Here is a 16,136-nt window from a genome sequence, read left to right as displayed (position 1 = left end):
GACCCACCTCTCGACCCAAAGGGAACTCACCGTGGCACTTGACGTGCTGACCGACCTGAACAAGGTCCGCAACATCGGCATCATGGCGCACATCGATGCCGGGAAGACGACGACCACCGAGCGGATCCTGTTCTACACCGGGGTCAACTACAAGATCGGTGAGACGCACGACGGCGCGTCGACGATGGACTGGATGGAGCAGGAGCAGGAGCGCGGCATCACGATCACGTCCGCCGCGACGACCTGCTACTGGAAGAACAACCAGATCAACATCATCGACACGCCCGGCCACGTGGACTTCACGGTCGAGGTCGAGCGTTCGCTGCGCGTGCTCGACGGCGCCGTGGCGGTCTTCGACGGCAAGGAGGGTGTCGAGCCGCAGTCCGAGACCGTCTGGCGCCAGGCCGACAAGTACGACGTCCCCCGCATCTGCTTCGTCAACAAGATGGACAAGCTCGGCGCGGACTTCTACTTCACGGTCGACACGATCGTCAACCGCCTCAAGGCGAAGCCGCTGGTCATCCAGCTCCCGATCGGTGCCGAGAACGACTTCACCGGTGTCGTGGACCTGCTCGAGATGAAGGCGCTCGTCTGGCACGGCGAGACGAAGCTCGGCGAGGCCTACGACGTCGAGGACATCCCGGCGGACCTCCAGGAGAAGGCCGAGCAGTACCGGGCCGAGCTCGTCGAGGCCGTCGCGGAGGCCGACGACGAGCTGCTCGAGAAGTTCCTCGGTGGCGAGGAGCTCTCGGTCGCCGAGATCAAGTCCGGGATCCGCAAGCTCGTCATCGCGAGCGAGGCGTTCCCCGTCCTGTGCGGCTCCGCGTTCAAGAACAAGGGCGTCCAGCCCATGCTCGACGCGGTCATCGACTACCTGCCGACGCCGCTCGACGTCCCGGCCGTGGACGGGCTCGACGTCAAGGACGAGTCCGTGACGATCCAGCGTCACCCCGAGTCGACGGAGCCGTTCTCGGCCCTCGCGTTCAAGGTCGCCACGCACCCGTTCTTCGGCAAGCTCACCTACGTCCGGGTGTACTCGGGCAAGGTCGCGCAGGGCGCCCAGGTGCTCAACGCGACCAAGGGCAAGAAGGAGCGCATCGGGAAGCTCTTCCAGATGCACTCCAACAAGGAGAACCCGGTCGAGGACGCGACCGCCGGCCACATCTACGCGTTCATCGGTCTCAAGGACGTCACCACGGGTGACACGCTGTGCGACATCCAGTCGCCGGTCGTCCTCGAGTCGATGACGTTCCCCGAGCCGGTCATCGACGTCGCGATCGAGCCGAAGACGAAGGGCGACCAGGAGAAGCTGTCCGTCGCCATCCAGAAGCTCTCGGACGAGGACCCGACGTTCCGCGTCAAGCTCGACGAGGAGACCGGCCAGACCGTCATCGGCGGCATGGGCGAGCTCCACCTCGACATCCTCGTCGACCGCATGCGTCGCGAGTTCAAGGTCGAGGCGAACGTCGGCAAGCCGCAGGTCGCGTACCGCGAGACGATCCGCCGTGCGGCCGAGAAGATCGACTACACGCACAAGAAGCAGACCGGTGGTTCCGGCCAGTTCGCCAAGGTCCAGGTGACCTTCGAGCCCCTCGACATGAGCGAGGGCGAGGTGTACGAGTTCGAGAACGCGGTCACCGGTGGCCGTATCCCGCGCGAGTACATCCCGAGCGTCGACCACGGTATCCAGGCCGCCATGCAGCACGGCATCCTCGCGGGCTTCCCGCTCGTGGGTGTCAAGGCCACGCTGCTCGACGGTGCCTACCACGACGTCGACTCCTCGGAGATGGCGTTCAAGATCGCCGGTACCCAGGTCCTCAAGGAGGGCATCAAGCGCGCCGACCCGGTTCTTCTCGAGCCGGTCATGGCCGTCGAGGTGCGTACCCCCGAGGAGTACATGGGCGACGTCATCGGCGACCTGAACTCACGTCGTGGAATGATCCAGTCCATGGAGGACGCGACGGGTGTGAAGGTCGTCCGCGCCCAGGTACCGTTGTCAGAGATGTTCGGGTACATCGGAGACCTGCGTTCCAAGACGCAGGGCCGTGCCGTGTACTCGATGCAGTTCGACAGCTATTCCGAGGTTCCTCGGAACGTTGCCGAGGAGATCATCAAGAAGACCCGGGGCGAGTGAGTCCCCACAGGTCGACCCCTGCACCATCCATCAACCTGTAGCGACCCGCACGCCCCGCAGGTGCACCTTGTACCTGCATCGTTCGGCACAACTACCCAAGTCCCAGGAGGACCCCAGTGGCGAAGGCCAAGTTCGAGCGGACCAAGCCGCACGTCAACATCGGCACCATCGGTCACGTCGACCACGGTAAGACGACGCTGACCGCTGCGATCTCGAAGACGCTCGCGGACAAGTTCCCCACGCTGCCTGCGAACAAGCAGCGCAACTTCGACGAGATCGATGCTGCCCCGGAAGAGAAGCAGCGCGGTATCACGATCAACATCGCGCACATCGAGTACGAGACCGAGGCGCGTCACTACGCGCACGTCGACGCTCCCGGGCACGCCGACTACATCAAGAACATGATCACGGGTGCGGCGCAGATGGACGGCGCCATCCTCGTGGTCGCGGCAACGGACGGCCCGATGGCCCAGACGCGTGAGCACGTCCTGCTCGCGCGCCAGGTCGGCGTGCCCTACCTGCTCGTCGCGCTCAACAAGTCCGACATGGTCGACGACGAGGAGATCCTCGAGCTCGTCGAGATGGAGGTCCGTGAGCTGCTGTCCTCGCAGGGCTTCGACGGCGACGACGCACCTGTCGTCCAGGTCTCGGGCCTCAAGGCGCTCGAGGGCGACGAGAAGTGGGTCGGCAAGATCGTCGAGCTCATGGAGGCCGTGGACGCCAACGTCCCGGAGCCGGCTCGCGAGCTCGACAAGCCGTTCCTCATGCCCGTCGAGGACGTCTTCACGATCACCGGTCGTGGCACCGTCGTCACCGGCAAGGTCGAGCGTGGCACGCTCGACATCAACTCGGACGTCGAGATCGTCGGTATCCGTACCCTGCAGAAGACGACCGTCACCGGTATCGAGACCTTCCACAAGCAGATGGACCAGGCGCAGGCCGGCGACAACACCGGTCTCCTCCTGCGTGGCATCAAGCGTGAGGACGTCGAGCGCGGCCAGGTCATCGTGAAGCCGGGCTCGGTCACGCCGCACACGAACTTCGAGGCCCAGGTCTACATCCTCGGCAAGGACGAGGGCGGGCGTCACAACCCGTTCTACTCGAACTACCGTCCGCAGTTCTACGTCCGCACCACGGACGTCACCGGCGTCATCACGCTGCCCGAGGGCACCGAGATGGTCATGCCCGGCGACAACACCGAGATGACGGTCGAGCTGGTCAAGCCCATCGCCCTCGAGGAGGGCCAGGGCTTCGCGATCCGCGAGGGCGGCCGTACGGTCGGCTCGGGCCGCGTCACCAAGATCATCAAGTGATCCACCGCCGGTCAGGGGCGCGTCAGCACCCCTGACCGGCACCACGAGGGCTCCGGCAGATCGGACGGTCTGGTCGGAGCCCTCGTGCGCGGGGGACGCCGCTGAGCGTCCTCAGGTCCCCGTGCCGGTCCGACGACAGGGCGGGGGAGCGCGATCGTCGTGGAGGTCACACGAGGATCGGCGCTCACGGACTTGGCCTGAGCGCCGGTCTGTGTCAAGATAGTCAGGTTGCCTGTTACGGGCGCGCTCTTTCAAGTCTCGAACAGTGTGTTGAACCGCCCCCGGTCGGAGATCGGGGTGCAGCGGCTCTCTGCCGCAGGTTGAGCTCTCTGTCGAGACGGATCGAGCGCCCTGCGGACACATGTTCGGACAGGCGAGCAAACGTTGCGGTCCACCGCGCGGACGCCGGCCTCGGGTCGGGATCCGGGTGGGGCGCATATCCAACGGCCCTGCACCCTGGTGGTGCGCGCGTCGAGGTAGGTCGCAACAAGCGACACGCCCGAACGCGGGGGTCGGACAGGTTCGAGAGAGAGAGTCAGACGACGCCATGGCGGGACAGAAGATCCGCATCCGGCTCAAGTCCTACGACCACGAGGTCATCGACAGCTCGGCGCGCAAGATCGTCGACACGGTGACTCGCGCTGGTGCAACGGTCGTGGGCCCGGTGCCGCTGCCGACGGAGAAGAACGTGTTCTGCGTCATCCGATCGCCTCACAAGTACAAGGACAGCCGTGAGCACTTCGAGATGCGTACGCACAAGCGACTGATCGACATCATCGATCCCACGCCGAAGGCGGTGGACTCGCTCATGCGACTCGACCTGCCTGCGGACGTGAACATCGAGATCAAGCTCTGAGGCTGGAGGAACTCATGACTACCCCCAGCAGAACGCACGCGCGGTCACGGCCGTGCTCGGGACCAAGCTCGGCATGACCCAGGTGTGGGACGACGCCGGCCGCCTCGTCCCCGTCACCGTGGTCGGTGTGCCCACGAACGTGGTCACCCAGGTCCGCGCGGCGGAGACCGACGGCTACGCCGCGGTCCAGCTCGCGTCGGGCCAGATCGACCCGCGCAAGGTCACGCAGCCCCTCAAGGGTCACTTCGAGAAGGCCGGCGTCACGCCGCGCCGTCACGTGACCGAGGTCCGCACGTCGAACGCCGCCGAGTTCACGCTCGGTCAGGAGATCGACGCGACCGTCTTCGACGCCGGCGTGAAGGTCGACGTCGTCGGCACGACGCGCGGCAAGGGCTTCGCCGGTGTGATGAAGCGTCACGGCTTCTCCGGCGTCGGCGCCTCGCACGGTGCGCACCGCAACCACCGCAAGCCCGGCTCGATCGGTGGCGCATCGACGCCGTCGCGAGTCTTCAAGGGTCTGCGCATGGCCGGTCGCATGGGCCACGAGCGCCAGACCACCCAGAACCTGACCGTCCACGCGGTCGACGCCGAGAAGGGTCTGCTGCTCGTCAAGGGCGCGGTTCCCGGCCCCAAGGGCGGCGTCGTCCTCGTTCGCAGCGCCGTGAAGGGAGCCTGACACCCATGGCTGCTCAGACTGTTGACGTCCTGGACGCGAAGGGCAAGAAGGCCGGCACCGTCGACCTTCCCGCCGAGGTCTTCGACGTGCAGACGAACGTCCCCCTGATCCACCAGGTCGTCGTCGCCCAGCGCGCCGCGGCCCGTCAGGGCACCGCCGCCACCAAGACCCGCGGCGAGGTCCGCGGCGGTGGCCGCAAGCCTTACAAGCAGAAGGGCACCGGCCGCGCCCGTCAGGGCTCGATCCGCGCGCCCCAGTTCGCCGGTGGTGGCACCGTGCACGGCCCTCAGCCGCGCAGCTACGACCAGCGCACGCCCAAGAAGATGAAGGCTGCCGCGCTCCGCGGTGCCCTCTCCGACCGGGCCCGCGCAGGTCGCGTGCACGTCGTCTCCGCCTTCGGCGTCGACGGCACCCCGTCGACCAAGGCCGCGCTGGCGTCCCTCGCCTCGCTCACGCCGCGTCAGAACGTGCTCGTCGTGCTCGAGCGCGGTGACGACGTCACCCTGCGCTCGCTGCGCAACGTCGAGCGGGTTCACCTGCTGGTCGCCGACCAGCTGAACACCTACGACGTCCTGGTGTCCGACGACATCGTCTTCACCGAGGGCGCGCTCGCAGCGTTCGTGGCGGGCCCGGCGACCGGTCGTTCGGTCACCGCCGTGGCGACGTCCACCGAGGCTGCTGAGACCGCAACCGAGGAGGCCGCCAAGTGAGCGCCGAGAACACTGCCGTGACCGTGGACCGCAAGGACCCGCGCGACATCCTGATCGCACCGGTCGTCTCGGAGAAGAGCTACGGGCTGCTCGACGAGGGTAAGTACACCTTCATCGTGCACCCGTCGGCGAACAAGACCGAGATCAAGATCGCCGTCGAGAAGGTCTTCGACGTCAAGGTCAAGTCGGTCAACACGATCAACCGCAAGGGCAAGGCCCGTCGGACGCGGTTCGGTCTCGGTAAGCGCAAGGACACCAAGCGTGCGATCGTCACCCTCCGCGAGGGCACGATCGACATCTTCGGCTGAGCCGACGAGAGCAGATTGAGGACAGATCCCCATGGGAATCCGTAAGTACAAGCCGACGACGCCTGGCCGCCGTGGCTCGAGCGTCGCCGACTTCGTCGAGGTCACGCGCTCGCAGCCGGAGAAGTCGCTGGTCCGCCCCCTGTCGAAGACGGGTGGACGGAACAACGCCGGCCGCATCACGACCCGCCACAAGGGTGGTGGCCACAAGCGCGCCTACCGCGTGATCGACTTCCGTCGTCACGACAAGGACGGCGTGCCGGCGAAGGTCGCGCACATCGAGTACGACCCGAACCGCACCGCGCGCATCGCGCTCCTGCACTACGCGGACGGCGAGAAGCGCTACATCATCGCGCCGAACAAGCTGAAGCAGGGCGACCGCATCGAGAACGGTGCCGGCGCCGACATCAAGCCCGGCAACAACCTGCCGCTGCGCAACATCCCGACCGGTACGGTCCTGCACGCGATCGAGCTCCGCCCCGGTGGCGGCGCGAAGATCGCTCGCTCGGCCGGCGCCTCCGTGCAGCTGGTCGCGAAGGACGGGCCCTACGCGCAGCTGCGCATGCCCTCCGGCGAGATCCGCAACGTCGACCTGCGCTGCCGCGCGACGATCGGCGAGGTCGGCAACGCCGAGCAGTCGAACATCAACTGGGGCAAGGCCGGCCGCATGCGCTGGAAGGGCGTCCGCCCGACCGTCCGTGGTGTCGTCATGAACCCTGTCGACCACCCGCACGGTGGTGGTGAGGGCAAGACCTCCGGTGGTCGCCACCCGGTCAGCCCGTGGGGTCAGCCCGAGGGTCGTACCCGGCACCCCAACAACCCGAGCGACAAGCTCATCGTGCGGCGTCGTCGCACCGGCAAGAAGCGCTGATAGGAGCCTGGAGACATGCCTCGTAGCCTGAAGAAGGGCCCTTCGTCGACGACCACCTTCAGAAGAAGGTGGACGTGCAGAACGAGAAGGGGACCAAGAACGTCATCAAGACCTGGTCCCGTCGGTCGGTCATCACGCCCGACTTCCTCGGTCACACGTTTGCCGTCCACGACGGACGCAAGCACACGCCGGTCTTCGTCACTGAGTCGATGGTCGGTCACAAGCTCGGCGAGTTCGCTCCCACGCGGACCTTCCGCGGCCACGTGAAGGACGACAAGAAGGGTCGTCGTCGCTGACGCGGTGCCCCCGGGCATCCCAGCGACGACGAACCGGACGGTCGAATGACGGTCAAGACAGAAGAAGGCAGGACAGCAATGGAAGCCAAGGCGCAGGTGCGGTTCATCCGCGTCACGCCCCAGAAGGCCCGGCGCGTCGTGGACCTCATCCGTGGCAAGCAGGCCGTTGAGGCCGTGGCGGTGCTCAAGTTCGCACCGCAGGCCGCGAGCGAGCCGGTCCGCAAGCTCGTGGAGAGCGCGATCGCGAACGCACGGGTGAAGGCCGACAGCGCGAGCGTCCGGTTCGACGAGCAGGAGCTCGTCATCACCGAGGCGTTCGTCGACGAGGGCCCGACACTCAAGCGGTTCCGGCCGCGCGCCCAGGGGCGGGCGAGCCAGATCCTCAAGCGGACGAGCCACATCACCGTGGTCCTCACGCCGCGCGACGACATGAAGGGAAGGGCCCGATAGTGGGACAGAAGGTTCACCCGCACGGGTACCGTCTCGGCATCACGACTGATCACCGGTCGCGGTGGTTCGCCGACAGCACCAAGGCCGGCCAGCGCTACCGCGACTACGTCCGTGAGGACGTCGAGATCCGCAAGCTCATGGGCACCGGCCTCGAGCGTGCCGGCATCTCCAAGGTCGAGATCGAGCGCACCCGCGACCGCGTCCGTGTGGACATCCACACCGCGCGTCCCGGCATCGTCATCGGTCGCCGTGGCGCCGAGGCCGACCGCATCCGCGGCGAGCTCGAGAAGCTCTCCGGCAAGCAGGTGCAGCTGAACATCCTCGAGGTCAAGAACCCCGAGATCGACGCGCAGCTGGTCGCGCAGGGCATCGCCGAGCAGCTCGCGAGCCGCGTCTCGTTCCGCCGCGCCATGCGCAAGGGCATCCAGTCGGCGCAGCGCGCCGGCGCCAAGGGCATCCGTGTCGCGGTCTCCGGCCGCCTCGGCGGTGCCGAGATGAGCCGCTCGGAGTTCTACCGCGAGGGCCGCGTGCCCCTGCACACGCTCCGCGCGAACATCGACTATGGCTTCTTCGAGGCCCGCACGACCTTCGGGCGCATCGGCGTCAAGGTCTGGGTCTACAAGGGCGACATGACCGAGAAGGAGTTCGCTGCGCAGCAGGCGACCGCCGCACCTCGCCAGGGCCGTGGCGGCCCTCGCGGTGGTGGCGAGCGTCGTGCACCGCGCCGCGGGCCCGAGCGTTCGGCCGACCGTGGTGCCGAGGCACCTGCGTCCGCTCCCGAGCAGGCAGCTGCTCCGGCGGCGCCCGCGGCGGCCCCCGAGTCCGGAACGGAGGCCTGACCATGCTGATCCCTCGCAGGGTCAAGCACCGCAAGCAGCACCACCCCTCGCGCTCCGGCGCGGCCAAGGGTGGCACCACGATCGCCTTCGGTGACTACGGGATCCAGGCGCTCGCGCCGGCCTACGTGACCAACCGGCAGATCGAGTCGGCGCGTATCGCCATGACGCGGCACATCAAGCGTGGCGGAAAGGTCTGGATCAACATCTACCCGGACCGCCCGCTCACGAAGAAGCCTGCCGAGACCCGCATGGGTTCCGGTAAGGGTTCGCCCGAGTGGTGGGTCGCGAACGTCAAGCCCGGCCGGATCGTCTTCGAGCTGGCCGGCGTGGATGAGGCGCTTGCTCGCGAGGCCATGCGCCGCGCGATGCACAAGCTGCCGATGAAGTGCCGTTTCGTCGTGCGTGAGGGTGGTGGCAACTGATGGCTGTCGGGACCAAGGAGCTGGAGACCAGCAACCTGGACGGGTTCGACGACGAGCGTCTCGTCGCCGAGCTCAAGAAGGCCAAGGAGGAACTCTTCAACCTCCGATTCCAGTCGGCCACCGGCCAGCTGGAGAGCCACGGTCGCCTGAAGGCCGTGCGCCGTGACATTGCGCGGATCCACACGATCATCCGTGAGCGCGAGCTCGGGATCCGTACCGCACCGAGCCCGAGCGAGTGAGGTTCTGATGAGCGAGAAGCAGGCGGCCACCGAGCCGACCACGCCCGCAGCGGCCCGTGCGCTCCGCAAGACGCGGCGCGGGTACGTGGTGAGCGACAAGATGGACAAGACCGTCGTGATCGAGGTCGAGGACCGGGTCAAGCACCCGCTCTACGGCAAGGTCATCCGGCGCACGACCAAGGTCAAGGTGCACGACGAGCAGAACACCGCTGGTGTCGGCGACCTCGTCGTCATCCAGGAGACCCGTCCGCTGTCGGCGTCGAAGCGCTGGCGGCTCGTGGAGATCCTCGAGAAGGCCAAGTAGTTCTCCGCCGTAGGGCCTGCTCCCCGGAGCAGGCCCGCACGGCGGGCATCGACTGAACCGGATCCGCCCGCACCTCGGTGCAGCGGAACCGATGCTGACAGATATCCGTTCGGCAAGGCTCGCGCAGCGAGAACCAGCTCGACGACAGGAGTTCATTAATGATCCAGCAGGAGTCGCGACTTCGCGTCGCCGACAACACGGGTGCCAAGGAGATTCTCTGCATCCGCGTTCTCGGTGGCTCGGGCCGTCGCTACGCCGGTATCGGCGACACCATCGTCGCCACCGTCAAGGACGCGATCCCCGGCGGCAACGTCAAGAAGGGCGACGTCGTCAAGGCGGTCATCGTCCGTACCGTCAAGGAGCGTCGCCGTCCTGACGGTTCCTACATCAAGTTCGACGAGAACGCGGCCGTGGTCCTCAAGACCGACGGCGAGCCGCGCGGGACCCGTATCTTCGGGCCCGTCGGTCGCGAGCTTCGTGACAAGAAGTTCATGAAGATCATCTCGCTGGCTCCGGAGGTGATCTGACCATGGCGAAGATCAAGAAGGGCGACCTCGTCGTCGTCATCGCCGGCAAGGACAAGGGCAAGCAGGGGCGCGTCCTCGAGGTCCTCCAGGACAGCGACCGTCTGGTCGTCGAGGGTGTCCAGCGCGTCACGAAGCACACCAAGGTCGGGCAGTCGCAGCGCGGCACCCGCACCGGTGGCATCGAGACGGTCGAGGCCCCGATCCACGTGAGCAACGTGATGGTCGTGGACCCGGAGACCAAGAAGGGCACCCGCGTCGGCTACCGCACCGAAGAGGTCGAGCGCGACGGCCGGACCCGCACCACGCGCGTCCGGGTGGCCAAGCGTTCCGGGAAGGACATCTGATGAGCACCGAGATCGAGGCTCCCGCCGTCCCGCGCCTCAAGGCGCGGTACCGCGAGGAGATCATCGCCGGCCTTCGTGAGGAGTTCGGCCACGGGAACGTCAACGAGGTCGCCGGCCTGACCAAGGTCGTCGTCAACATGGGCGTCGGTGACGCCGCCAAGGACTCGAAGCTGATCGAGGGCGCGATCCGCGACCTCACGGCGATCACGGGTCAGAAGCCGCAGGTCACGAAGGCCCGCAAGTCCATCGCGCAGTTCAAGCTGCGTGAGGGCATGCCGATCGGTGCGCACGTCACGCTGCGCGGCGACCGCATGTGGGAGTTCCTGGACCGGCTGCTGTCGACCGCGCTCCCGCGCATCCGTGACTTCCGCGGTCTGTCGCCGAAGCAGTTCGACGGCAACGGCAACTACACCTTCGGTCTGACGGAGCAGTCGATGTTCCACGAGATCGATCAGGACAAGATCGACCGCGTGCGCGGCATGGACATCACCATCGTCTCGACCGCCACGACCGATGCTGAGGGCCGCTCCCTGCTGCGCCGTCTCGGCTTCCCCTTCAAGGAGAACTGACATGGCGAAGAAGGCCCTGGTCAACAAGGCGGCGGCGAAGCCCAAGTTCGCCGTCCGCGCCTACACCCGGTGCCAGCGGTGCGGTCGTCCGCACTCCGTGTACCGCAAGTTCGGCCTCTGCCGCGTGTGCCTTCGCGAGATGGCCCACCGTGGTGAGCTCCCCGGCGTCACCAAGAGCAGCTGGTAACAACTACGTCGCAGGTCCGGCCCCCGTCCGAGGACAGTGGCCGGATACCCCGGCGAGGAAGGGCTGAAGCCCAATGACGATGACAGACCCCATCGCAGACATGCTCACGCGTCTGCGTAACGCGAACTCGGCGCACCACGACGTGGTGACCATGCCGTTCTCGAAGCTCAAGTCCCACATCGCGGAGATCCTCCAGGCGGAGGGCTACATCTCCGGCTGGAGCGTCTCGGACGCTGCCGTGGGCAAGAACCTCACGATCGACCTGAAGTACGGGCCCAACCGCGAGCGCTCGCTCGTCGGCATCACCCGTGTCTCCAAGCCTGGGCTCCGCGTCTACGCGAAGTCGACCAAGCTTCCCACCGTGCGCGGCGGACTCGGCGTGGCGATCCTCTCCACGTCGTCCGGCCTCCTCACGGACCGGCAGGCACACTCCAAGGGCGTCGGCGGCGAAGTGCTCGCCTACGTCTGGTAATCGAAACTCGGAAAGGAGAGATACGCCATGTCTCGTATCGGCAAGATCCCCGTTCCGGTTCCGGCCGGAGTAGATGTCACCGTCAGCGGTGCCCTCGTCACGGTCAAGGGACCCAAGGGTTCTCTTGAGCACACGGTGCCCGCACCCATCACGGTCGAGCTCGAGGACGGTGCCCTCGCGGTCCGCCGTCCCGACGACGAGCGCGAGTCGCGCTCGCTGCACGGCCTCACCCGCACGCTCCTCGCGAACCTGGTGACCGGTGTCACGCAGGGCTACGAGAAGAAGCTCGAGATCGTCGGCACGGGTTACCGCGTCGCCGCGAAGGGCTCGACGCTCGAGTTCGCGCTCGGCTTCAGCCACCCCGTCAGCGTCACGGCGCCCGAGGGCATCTCGTTCGCCGTGGAGAGCCCGACCAAGTTCTCGGTCAGCGGCATCGACAAGCAGCAGGTCGGCGAGGTCGCTGCGAACATCCGCAAGATCCGCAAGCCCGAGCCGTACAAGGGCAAGGGTGTGCGGTACGCCGGCGAGGTCGTCCGCCGCAAGGTCGGAAAGGCTGGTAAGTGATGGCTCTCAAGGTTCTCGGCAAGGGCAAGGCGGTCTCGCGCCGCCGGCGTCACCTGCGCCTGCGCAAGAAGATCGTCGGCACCGCGGTTCGTCCGCGGCTCGTCGTCACCCGCTCCTCGCGGCACATCACGGCTCAGGTCGTGGACGACGCCGTGGGTCGCACCCTGGTCTCTGCCTCGACGCTCGAGGCGGACCTGCGTGCCGCCGACGGCGACAAGAGCGACAAGGCACGCAAGGTCGGCGAGCTCGTGGCCGCCCGTGCGAAGGCAGCCGGCATCGACGAGGTCGTGTTCGACCGTGGTGGCAACAAGTACCACGGTCGGGTGGCGGCAGTCGCCGACGGGGCCCGCGAAGGCGGTCTGGCCCTGTGACGACGCTCATCATTCCCGCACGGAAGCAAAGGATTCTCTGATGGCTGCAGGGCAGCGCAGCAGCACCGGCGCCCCCAGGGTGCCGCCAACGAGTCGAACGGACGCGGTGGCCAGGGCGGTCGCGGCGGCCAGGGCGGCGGGCGCGGCGACGGTCGTCGCGGCGGCCGCAACGACGCCGCGGACAAGAACCAGTTCGTCGAGCGCGTCGTCACGATCAACCGCGTGTCGAAGGTCGTCAAGGGTGGTCGTCGCTTCAGCTTCACCGCTCTCGTCGTCGTCGGCGACGGTGACGGTCAGGTCGGCGTCGGCTACGGCAAGGCCAAGGAGGTGCCCGCCGCGATCGCGAAGGGCGTCGAGGAGGCCAAGAAGAACTTCTTCCGCGTCCCCCGCATCCAGGGCACCATCCCTCACCCCATCCAGGGTGAGGCGGCGGCCGGTGTGGTCTTCCTCCGTCCGGCCGCACCGGGTACCGGTGTGATCGCCGGCGGTCCGGTCCGCGCCGTCCTCGAGTGCGCGGGCATCCACGACGTGCTCTCGAAGTCGCTCGGGTCCTCGAACTCGATCAACATCGTCCACGCGACGGTCGAGGCGCTCCGTAACCTGGAGCAGCCCGAGGCCGTGGCCGCGCGTCGTGGGCTGTCGCTCGAGCAGGTCGCTCCCGCGGCCATGTTGCGTGCGCAGGCCGCGGGCAAGGCCGTCGCAGCAGAGGCAGGTGCGTGATGGCTCGTCTCAAGGTGACCCAGACCAAGTCCGCCATCGGCGGCAAGCAGAACCAGCGCGACACGCTTCGCACCCTGGGCCTCAAGCGGATCGGCGACAGCGCCGTGAAGGAGGACCGCCCGGAGGTTCGTGGCATGGTCGCGACCGTGGCGCACCTCGTCACGGTTGAGGAGGTCGACTGATCATGGCTGAGAAGGCCGAGAAGGACGCCGAGGTCACCGCGACCGAGGCTCCGAAGAAGAAGGCTCCCGCCAAGAAGGCTCCGGCCAAGGCGGCGGCCGCTGCGGACTCGACGAAGGCTCCGGCGAAGAAGGCCCCGGCCAAGAAGGCTCCGGCGAAGGCTGCGAAGCCTGCTGCCGAGCCGGTCGAGGAGTCCGTGCAGACGCTGAAGATGCACCACCTGCGTCCGGCTCCCGGCGCCAAGAAGGCCAAGACCCGCGTGGGTCGTGGTGAGGCGTCGAAGGGCAAGACCGCCGGTCGTGGCACCAAGGGCACGAAGGCCCGCTACCAGGTGCCCGAGCGGTTCGAGGGTGGACAGATGCCGCTGCACATGCGGCTCCCGAAGCTGCGCGGGTTCACGAACCCGTTCCGCACGGAGTTCCAGGTCGTGAACCTGGAGAAGCTGTCCGCGCTCTACCCCGAGGGTGGCTCCGTCACCGTCGAGGACCTGGTCGCCAAGGGAGCGGTCCGCAAGGGCCAGCTCGTGAAGGTGCTGGGTGCGGGTGAGCTCACCGTCAAGCTCGAGGTCGCGGTCGACGCGTACTCGGGTTCCGCGAAGGAGAAGATCCTCGCGGCCGGTGGCTCCGTCTCGGAGAACTGATCGACCGACAGGGCCGGTGGCGCACACGCGCCACCGGCCCTGTCGTCGTAGGCGGGGATCTCGGGAGCTCCGGGGCCGCCGTCGGATGTCAGGAGTGCTCTGCGGAGCACGTAGAATCGCAGACCGGTCGCGAGAGCGGCTGCCGTGCGCGGCGGTGGACGGGCTAAGGTGCCCGTGGCGTCCCGCTCACGCGATCGTCACGTCCCGTCGGTCCCGCCGGCGCACTAATCCCGCAAGCGCGGGCCAGGAGGATAGGTGCTCACCGCATTCGCCCGGGCTTTCCGGACGCCCGACCTGCGGCGCAAGCTGCTGTTCACCATCGCGATCATCGTCATCTACCGGGTCGGTTCGTTCATCCCGACGCCGGGTGTCGACTACCCGAACGTGCAGCAGTGCATCGCGACCCAGGACCAGAACGACCTCCTCGGGCTGATCAACCTCTTCAGCGGTGGTGCGCTCCTCCAGCTCTCGATCTTCGCGCTCGGGATCATGCCGTACATCACCGCGAGCATCATCGTGCAGCTCCTGCGTGTGGTGATCCCACACTTCGAGGCGCTCCACAAGGAGGGCCAGGCCGGTACCGCGAAGCTCACGCAGTACACGCGCTACCTGACCATCGCGCTCGCGATCCTGCAGTCGACGACCGTGATCACGACGGCCAGGAACGGTCTGCTCTTCCCGACCTGTGCCGTCGAGGTCATCCCGGACGACAGCTTCGTCACGCTGACGATCATGGTCATCACCATGACCGCCGGTACCGGCCTCATCATGTGGCTGGGCGAGCTGATCTCCGAGCGCGGCATCGGCAACGGCATGTCGCTCCTGATCTTCACGTCGATCGCCGCCAGCTTCCCGACGGCCCTCTGGTCGATCGCCGCCGGCGCGGGCGGCATCGGCAAGTTCGCCCTGGTGATCATCGTGATCATCCTGGTGATCGGGCTCGTGGTCTTCGTCGAGCAGTCGCAGCGCCGCATCCCGGTGCAGTACGCCAAGCGCATGGTCGGCCGCAAGATGTACGGGGGCTCGTCGACCTACATCCCGATCAAGATCAACATGGCCGGCGTCATCCCGGTGATCTTCGCGTCGTCGATCCTCGCGGTCCCGGGGCTCATCGCCCAGTTCGGTGACCCGACGGCCGGGTGGGTCGTGTGGATCAGCCGTCACCTCGTGCCGCAGGGCGCGCCGCTGCACATCGTGCTGTACACGCTGATGATCATCTTCTTCGCGTTCTTCTACACCGCGATCACGTTCAACCCGGACGAGGTCGCCGACAACATGAAGAAGTACGGCGGCTTCATCCCCGGCATCCGTGCCGGGCGCCCGACCGCCGAGTACCTCGACTACGTGATCACCCGCATCACGAGCGCCGGTTCGGTCTACCTCGCGCTCGTCGCGCTGCTGCCGACCATGGTGCTCATCGGCCTCGGCGTCGAGACGAACATCCCGTTCGGCGGCAGCTCGATCCTCATCGTGGTCGGGGTCGGGCTCGAGACCATCAAGCAGATCGACGCTCAGCTCCAGCAGCGTCACTACGAAGGGTTCCTGCGGTGAGCAGCATCTCGGACGCCGTGACCGCACGGCTCGTCATCATGGGACCTCAGGGTGCCGGCAAGGGCACCCAGGCGGCGCTCCTGGCGGAGCGTCTCGACGTCCCGGCGATCTCGACCGGCGACATCTTCCGCGCGAACATCAAGGGCGGTACGGAGCTCGGGCGCACCGCGCAGAGCTTCACGGCGAAGGGCGAGCTCGTCCCCGACTCGGTCACCAACGCCATGGTGCGTGACCGGCTCGGGGCGGACGACGTCTCCCGCGGCTTCATCCTCGACGGTTACCCCCGCAACGCGGCCCAGGTGACCGAGCTCGACGCGATCCTCGGCGACCTCGGGGTCTCCCTCGACGCCGTGATCGAGCTCACCGCCGACCGTGACGAGCTCCTCGCGCGGCTCGCGCGTCGTGCCGAGCTCGAGGGTCGCGAGGACGACACCGAGGAGACCATCGCCCGTCGCCTCGACATCTACGCGGAGCAGACGGCCCCGCTCACCTCGGCCTACGCCTCGCGCGACCTGCTCGTCCAGGTCGACGGGATCGGCGCGATCGACGAGGTCGCCTCGCGGCTCGGCGCTGCGCTCGAGCCGCACCTGTCCTGA

23 protein-coding genes and 2 pseudogenes are annotated in these 16,136 nt (G+C 67.3%); all 25 read left to right on the top strand.

Going from position 1 to position 16,136, the window contains the following annotated elements; all coding sequences use genetic code 11:
• Window positions 1-31 precede the first annotated feature (31 nt).
• The 25 genes and pseudogenes from fusA to QUE47_RS02325 all read left to right on the top strand — a co-directional run bounded on the left by fusA (window position 32) and on the right by QUE47_RS02325 (window position 16,136).
• On the top strand, window positions 32-2,134 hold the full coding sequence (fusA, locus tag QUE47_RS02445; RefSeq protein ID WP_286218419.1) for an elongation factor G: 2,103 nt from the start codon (window positions 32-34) through the stop codon (window positions 2,132-2,134).
• 116 nt (window positions 2,135-2,250) lie between these two features.
• Window positions 2,251-3,447: an elongation factor Tu gene (gene tuf, locus QUE47_RS02440; protein ID WP_286218418.1), complete on the top strand. Its 1,197-nt coding sequence runs from the start codon at window positions 2,251-2,253 to the stop codon at window positions 3,445-3,447.
• A gap of 547 nt (window positions 3,448-3,994) precedes the next feature.
• Entirely contained in the window at window positions 3,995-4,303 is a 309-nt protein-coding gene (gene rpsJ, locus QUE47_RS02435) for a 30S ribosomal protein S10 (RefSeq protein ID WP_012867945.1), read from the top strand.
• A gap of 73 nt (window positions 4,304-4,376) precedes the next feature.
• Window positions 4,377-4,979 (top strand): 50S ribosomal protein L3, encoded by a 603-nt coding sequence (gene rplC / locus QUE47_RS02430; protein ID WP_286219365.1) that lies wholly within the window; start codon window positions 4,377-4,379, stop codon window positions 4,977-4,979.
• Window positions 4,980-4,984: 5 nt separating this feature from the next.
• Window positions 4,985-5,689, top strand: a complete 705-nt coding sequence (gene rplD, locus QUE47_RS02425; RefSeq protein ID WP_286218417.1) for a 50S ribosomal protein L4 — start codon at window positions 4,985-4,987, stop codon at window positions 5,687-5,689.
• Window positions 5,690-5,706: 17 nt separating this feature from the next.
• Complete coding sequence (gene rplW / locus QUE47_RS02420; RefSeq protein WP_286219364.1) at window positions 5,707-5,997, top strand: 50S ribosomal protein L23; 291 nt, start codon at window positions 5,707-5,709, stop codon at window positions 5,995-5,997.
• A gap of 31 nt (window positions 5,998-6,028) precedes the next feature.
• Window positions 6,029-6,865, top strand: coding sequence for a 50S ribosomal protein L2 (rplB, locus tag QUE47_RS02415; protein WP_286218416.1), 837 nt, complete (start codon window positions 6,029-6,031; stop codon window positions 6,863-6,865).
• A 15-nt stretch (window positions 6,866-6,880) separates the two neighbouring features.
• Window positions 6,881-7,161, top strand: a pseudogene (gene rpsS / locus QUE47_RS02410) (30S ribosomal protein S19).
• 78 nt (window positions 7,162-7,239) lie between these two features.
• The gene (rplV, locus tag QUE47_RS02405; protein ID WP_286218415.1) at window positions 7,240-7,611 is read left to right on the top strand and encodes a 50S ribosomal protein L22; all 372 of its coding nucleotides are present in this window, start codon (window positions 7,240-7,242) and stop codon (window positions 7,609-7,611) included.
• Entirely contained in the window at window positions 7,611-8,450 is an 840-nt protein-coding gene (rpsC, locus tag QUE47_RS02400) for a 30S ribosomal protein S3 (protein ID WP_286218414.1), read from the top strand. The genes rplV and rpsC overlap by 1 nt, the downstream gene beginning before the upstream one ends.
• Before the next feature lie 2 nt (window positions 8,451-8,452).
• Window positions 8,453-8,872 (top strand): 50S ribosomal protein L16, encoded by a 420-nt coding sequence (rplP, locus tag QUE47_RS02395; protein WP_286218413.1) that lies wholly within the window; start codon window positions 8,453-8,455, stop codon window positions 8,870-8,872.
• Complete coding sequence (gene rpmC, locus QUE47_RS02390) at window positions 8,872-9,111, top strand: 50S ribosomal protein L29 (protein ID WP_286218412.1); 240 nt, start codon at window positions 8,872-8,874, stop codon at window positions 9,109-9,111. The genes rplP and rpmC overlap by 1 nt, the downstream gene beginning before the upstream one ends.
• 7 nt (window positions 9,112-9,118) lie before the next feature.
• Complete coding sequence (rpsQ, locus tag QUE47_RS02385; RefSeq protein WP_286218411.1) at window positions 9,119-9,415, top strand: 30S ribosomal protein S17; 297 nt, start codon at window positions 9,119-9,121, stop codon at window positions 9,413-9,415.
• Window positions 9,416-9,573: 158 nt separating this feature from the next.
• Window positions 9,574-9,942, top strand: a complete 369-nt coding sequence (gene rplN / locus QUE47_RS02380; protein ID WP_286218410.1) for a 50S ribosomal protein L14 — start codon at window positions 9,574-9,576, stop codon at window positions 9,940-9,942.
• A 2-nt stretch (window positions 9,943-9,944) separates the two neighbouring features.
• Entirely contained in the window at window positions 9,945-10,286 is a 342-nt protein-coding gene (gene rplX / locus QUE47_RS02375) for a 50S ribosomal protein L24 (RefSeq protein WP_286218409.1), read from the top strand.
• Complete coding sequence (gene rplE, locus QUE47_RS02370; protein ID WP_286218408.1) at window positions 10,286-10,855, top strand: 50S ribosomal protein L5; 570 nt, start codon at window positions 10,286-10,288, stop codon at window positions 10,853-10,855. The genes rplX and rplE overlap by 1 nt, the downstream gene beginning before the upstream one ends.
• A gap of 1 nt (window position 10,856) precedes the next feature.
• Window positions 10,857-11,042, top strand: a complete 186-nt coding sequence (locus QUE47_RS02365; protein ID WP_286218407.1) for a type Z 30S ribosomal protein S14 — start codon at window positions 10,857-10,859, stop codon at window positions 11,040-11,042.
• A 73-nt stretch (window positions 11,043-11,115) separates the two neighbouring features.
• Window positions 11,116-11,514, top strand: a complete 399-nt coding sequence (gene rpsH / locus QUE47_RS02360) for a 30S ribosomal protein S8 (protein ID WP_286218406.1) — start codon at window positions 11,116-11,118, stop codon at window positions 11,512-11,514.
• Window positions 11,515-11,541: 27 nt separating this feature from the next.
• The gene (rplF, locus tag QUE47_RS02355) at window positions 11,542-12,078 is read left to right on the top strand and encodes a 50S ribosomal protein L6 (RefSeq protein ID WP_286218405.1); all 537 of its coding nucleotides are present in this window, start codon (window positions 11,542-11,544) and stop codon (window positions 12,076-12,078) included.
• A complete protein-coding gene (gene rplR, locus QUE47_RS02350; protein ID WP_286218404.1) occupies window positions 12,078-12,449 on the top strand; it encodes a 50S ribosomal protein L18 in 372 nt (123 codons plus the stop codon). The genes rplF and rplR overlap by 1 nt, the downstream gene beginning before the upstream one ends.
• Window positions 12,450-12,489: 40 nt before the next feature.
• A pseudogene (gene rpsE, locus QUE47_RS02345) lies at window positions 12,490-13,169 on the top strand (30S ribosomal protein S5).
• A complete protein-coding gene (gene rpmD, locus QUE47_RS02340; RefSeq protein ID WP_286218403.1) occupies window positions 13,169-13,351 on the top strand; it encodes a 50S ribosomal protein L30 in 183 nt (60 codons plus the stop codon). The pseudogene rpsE and the gene rpmD overlap by 1 nt, the downstream one beginning before the upstream one ends.
• Window positions 13,352-13,353: 2 nt before the next feature.
• The gene (gene rplO / locus QUE47_RS02335) at window positions 13,354-13,989 is read left to right on the top strand and encodes a 50S ribosomal protein L15 (RefSeq protein WP_286218402.1); all 636 of its coding nucleotides are present in this window, start codon (window positions 13,354-13,356) and stop codon (window positions 13,987-13,989) included.
• 255 nt (window positions 13,990-14,244) lie between these two features.
• Window positions 14,245-15,540, top strand: coding sequence for a preprotein translocase subunit SecY (secY, locus tag QUE47_RS02330; protein ID WP_286218401.1), 1,296 nt, complete (start codon window positions 14,245-14,247; stop codon window positions 15,538-15,540).
• A gap of 17 nt (window positions 15,541-15,557) precedes the next feature.
• Window positions 15,558-16,136: an adenylate kinase gene (locus QUE47_RS02325; RefSeq protein WP_286219363.1), complete on the top strand. Its 579-nt coding sequence runs from the start codon at window positions 15,558-15,560 to the stop codon at window positions 16,134-16,136.

It is taken from the genome of Paraoerskovia sediminicola (genome assembly GCF_030296575.1).
GTDB classification, from domain to species: domain Bacteria; phylum Actinomycetota; class Actinomycetes; order Actinomycetales; family Cellulomonadaceae; genus Paraoerskovia; species Paraoerskovia sediminicola.
This window is presented reverse-complemented; position numbering and strand designations above follow the sequence as displayed.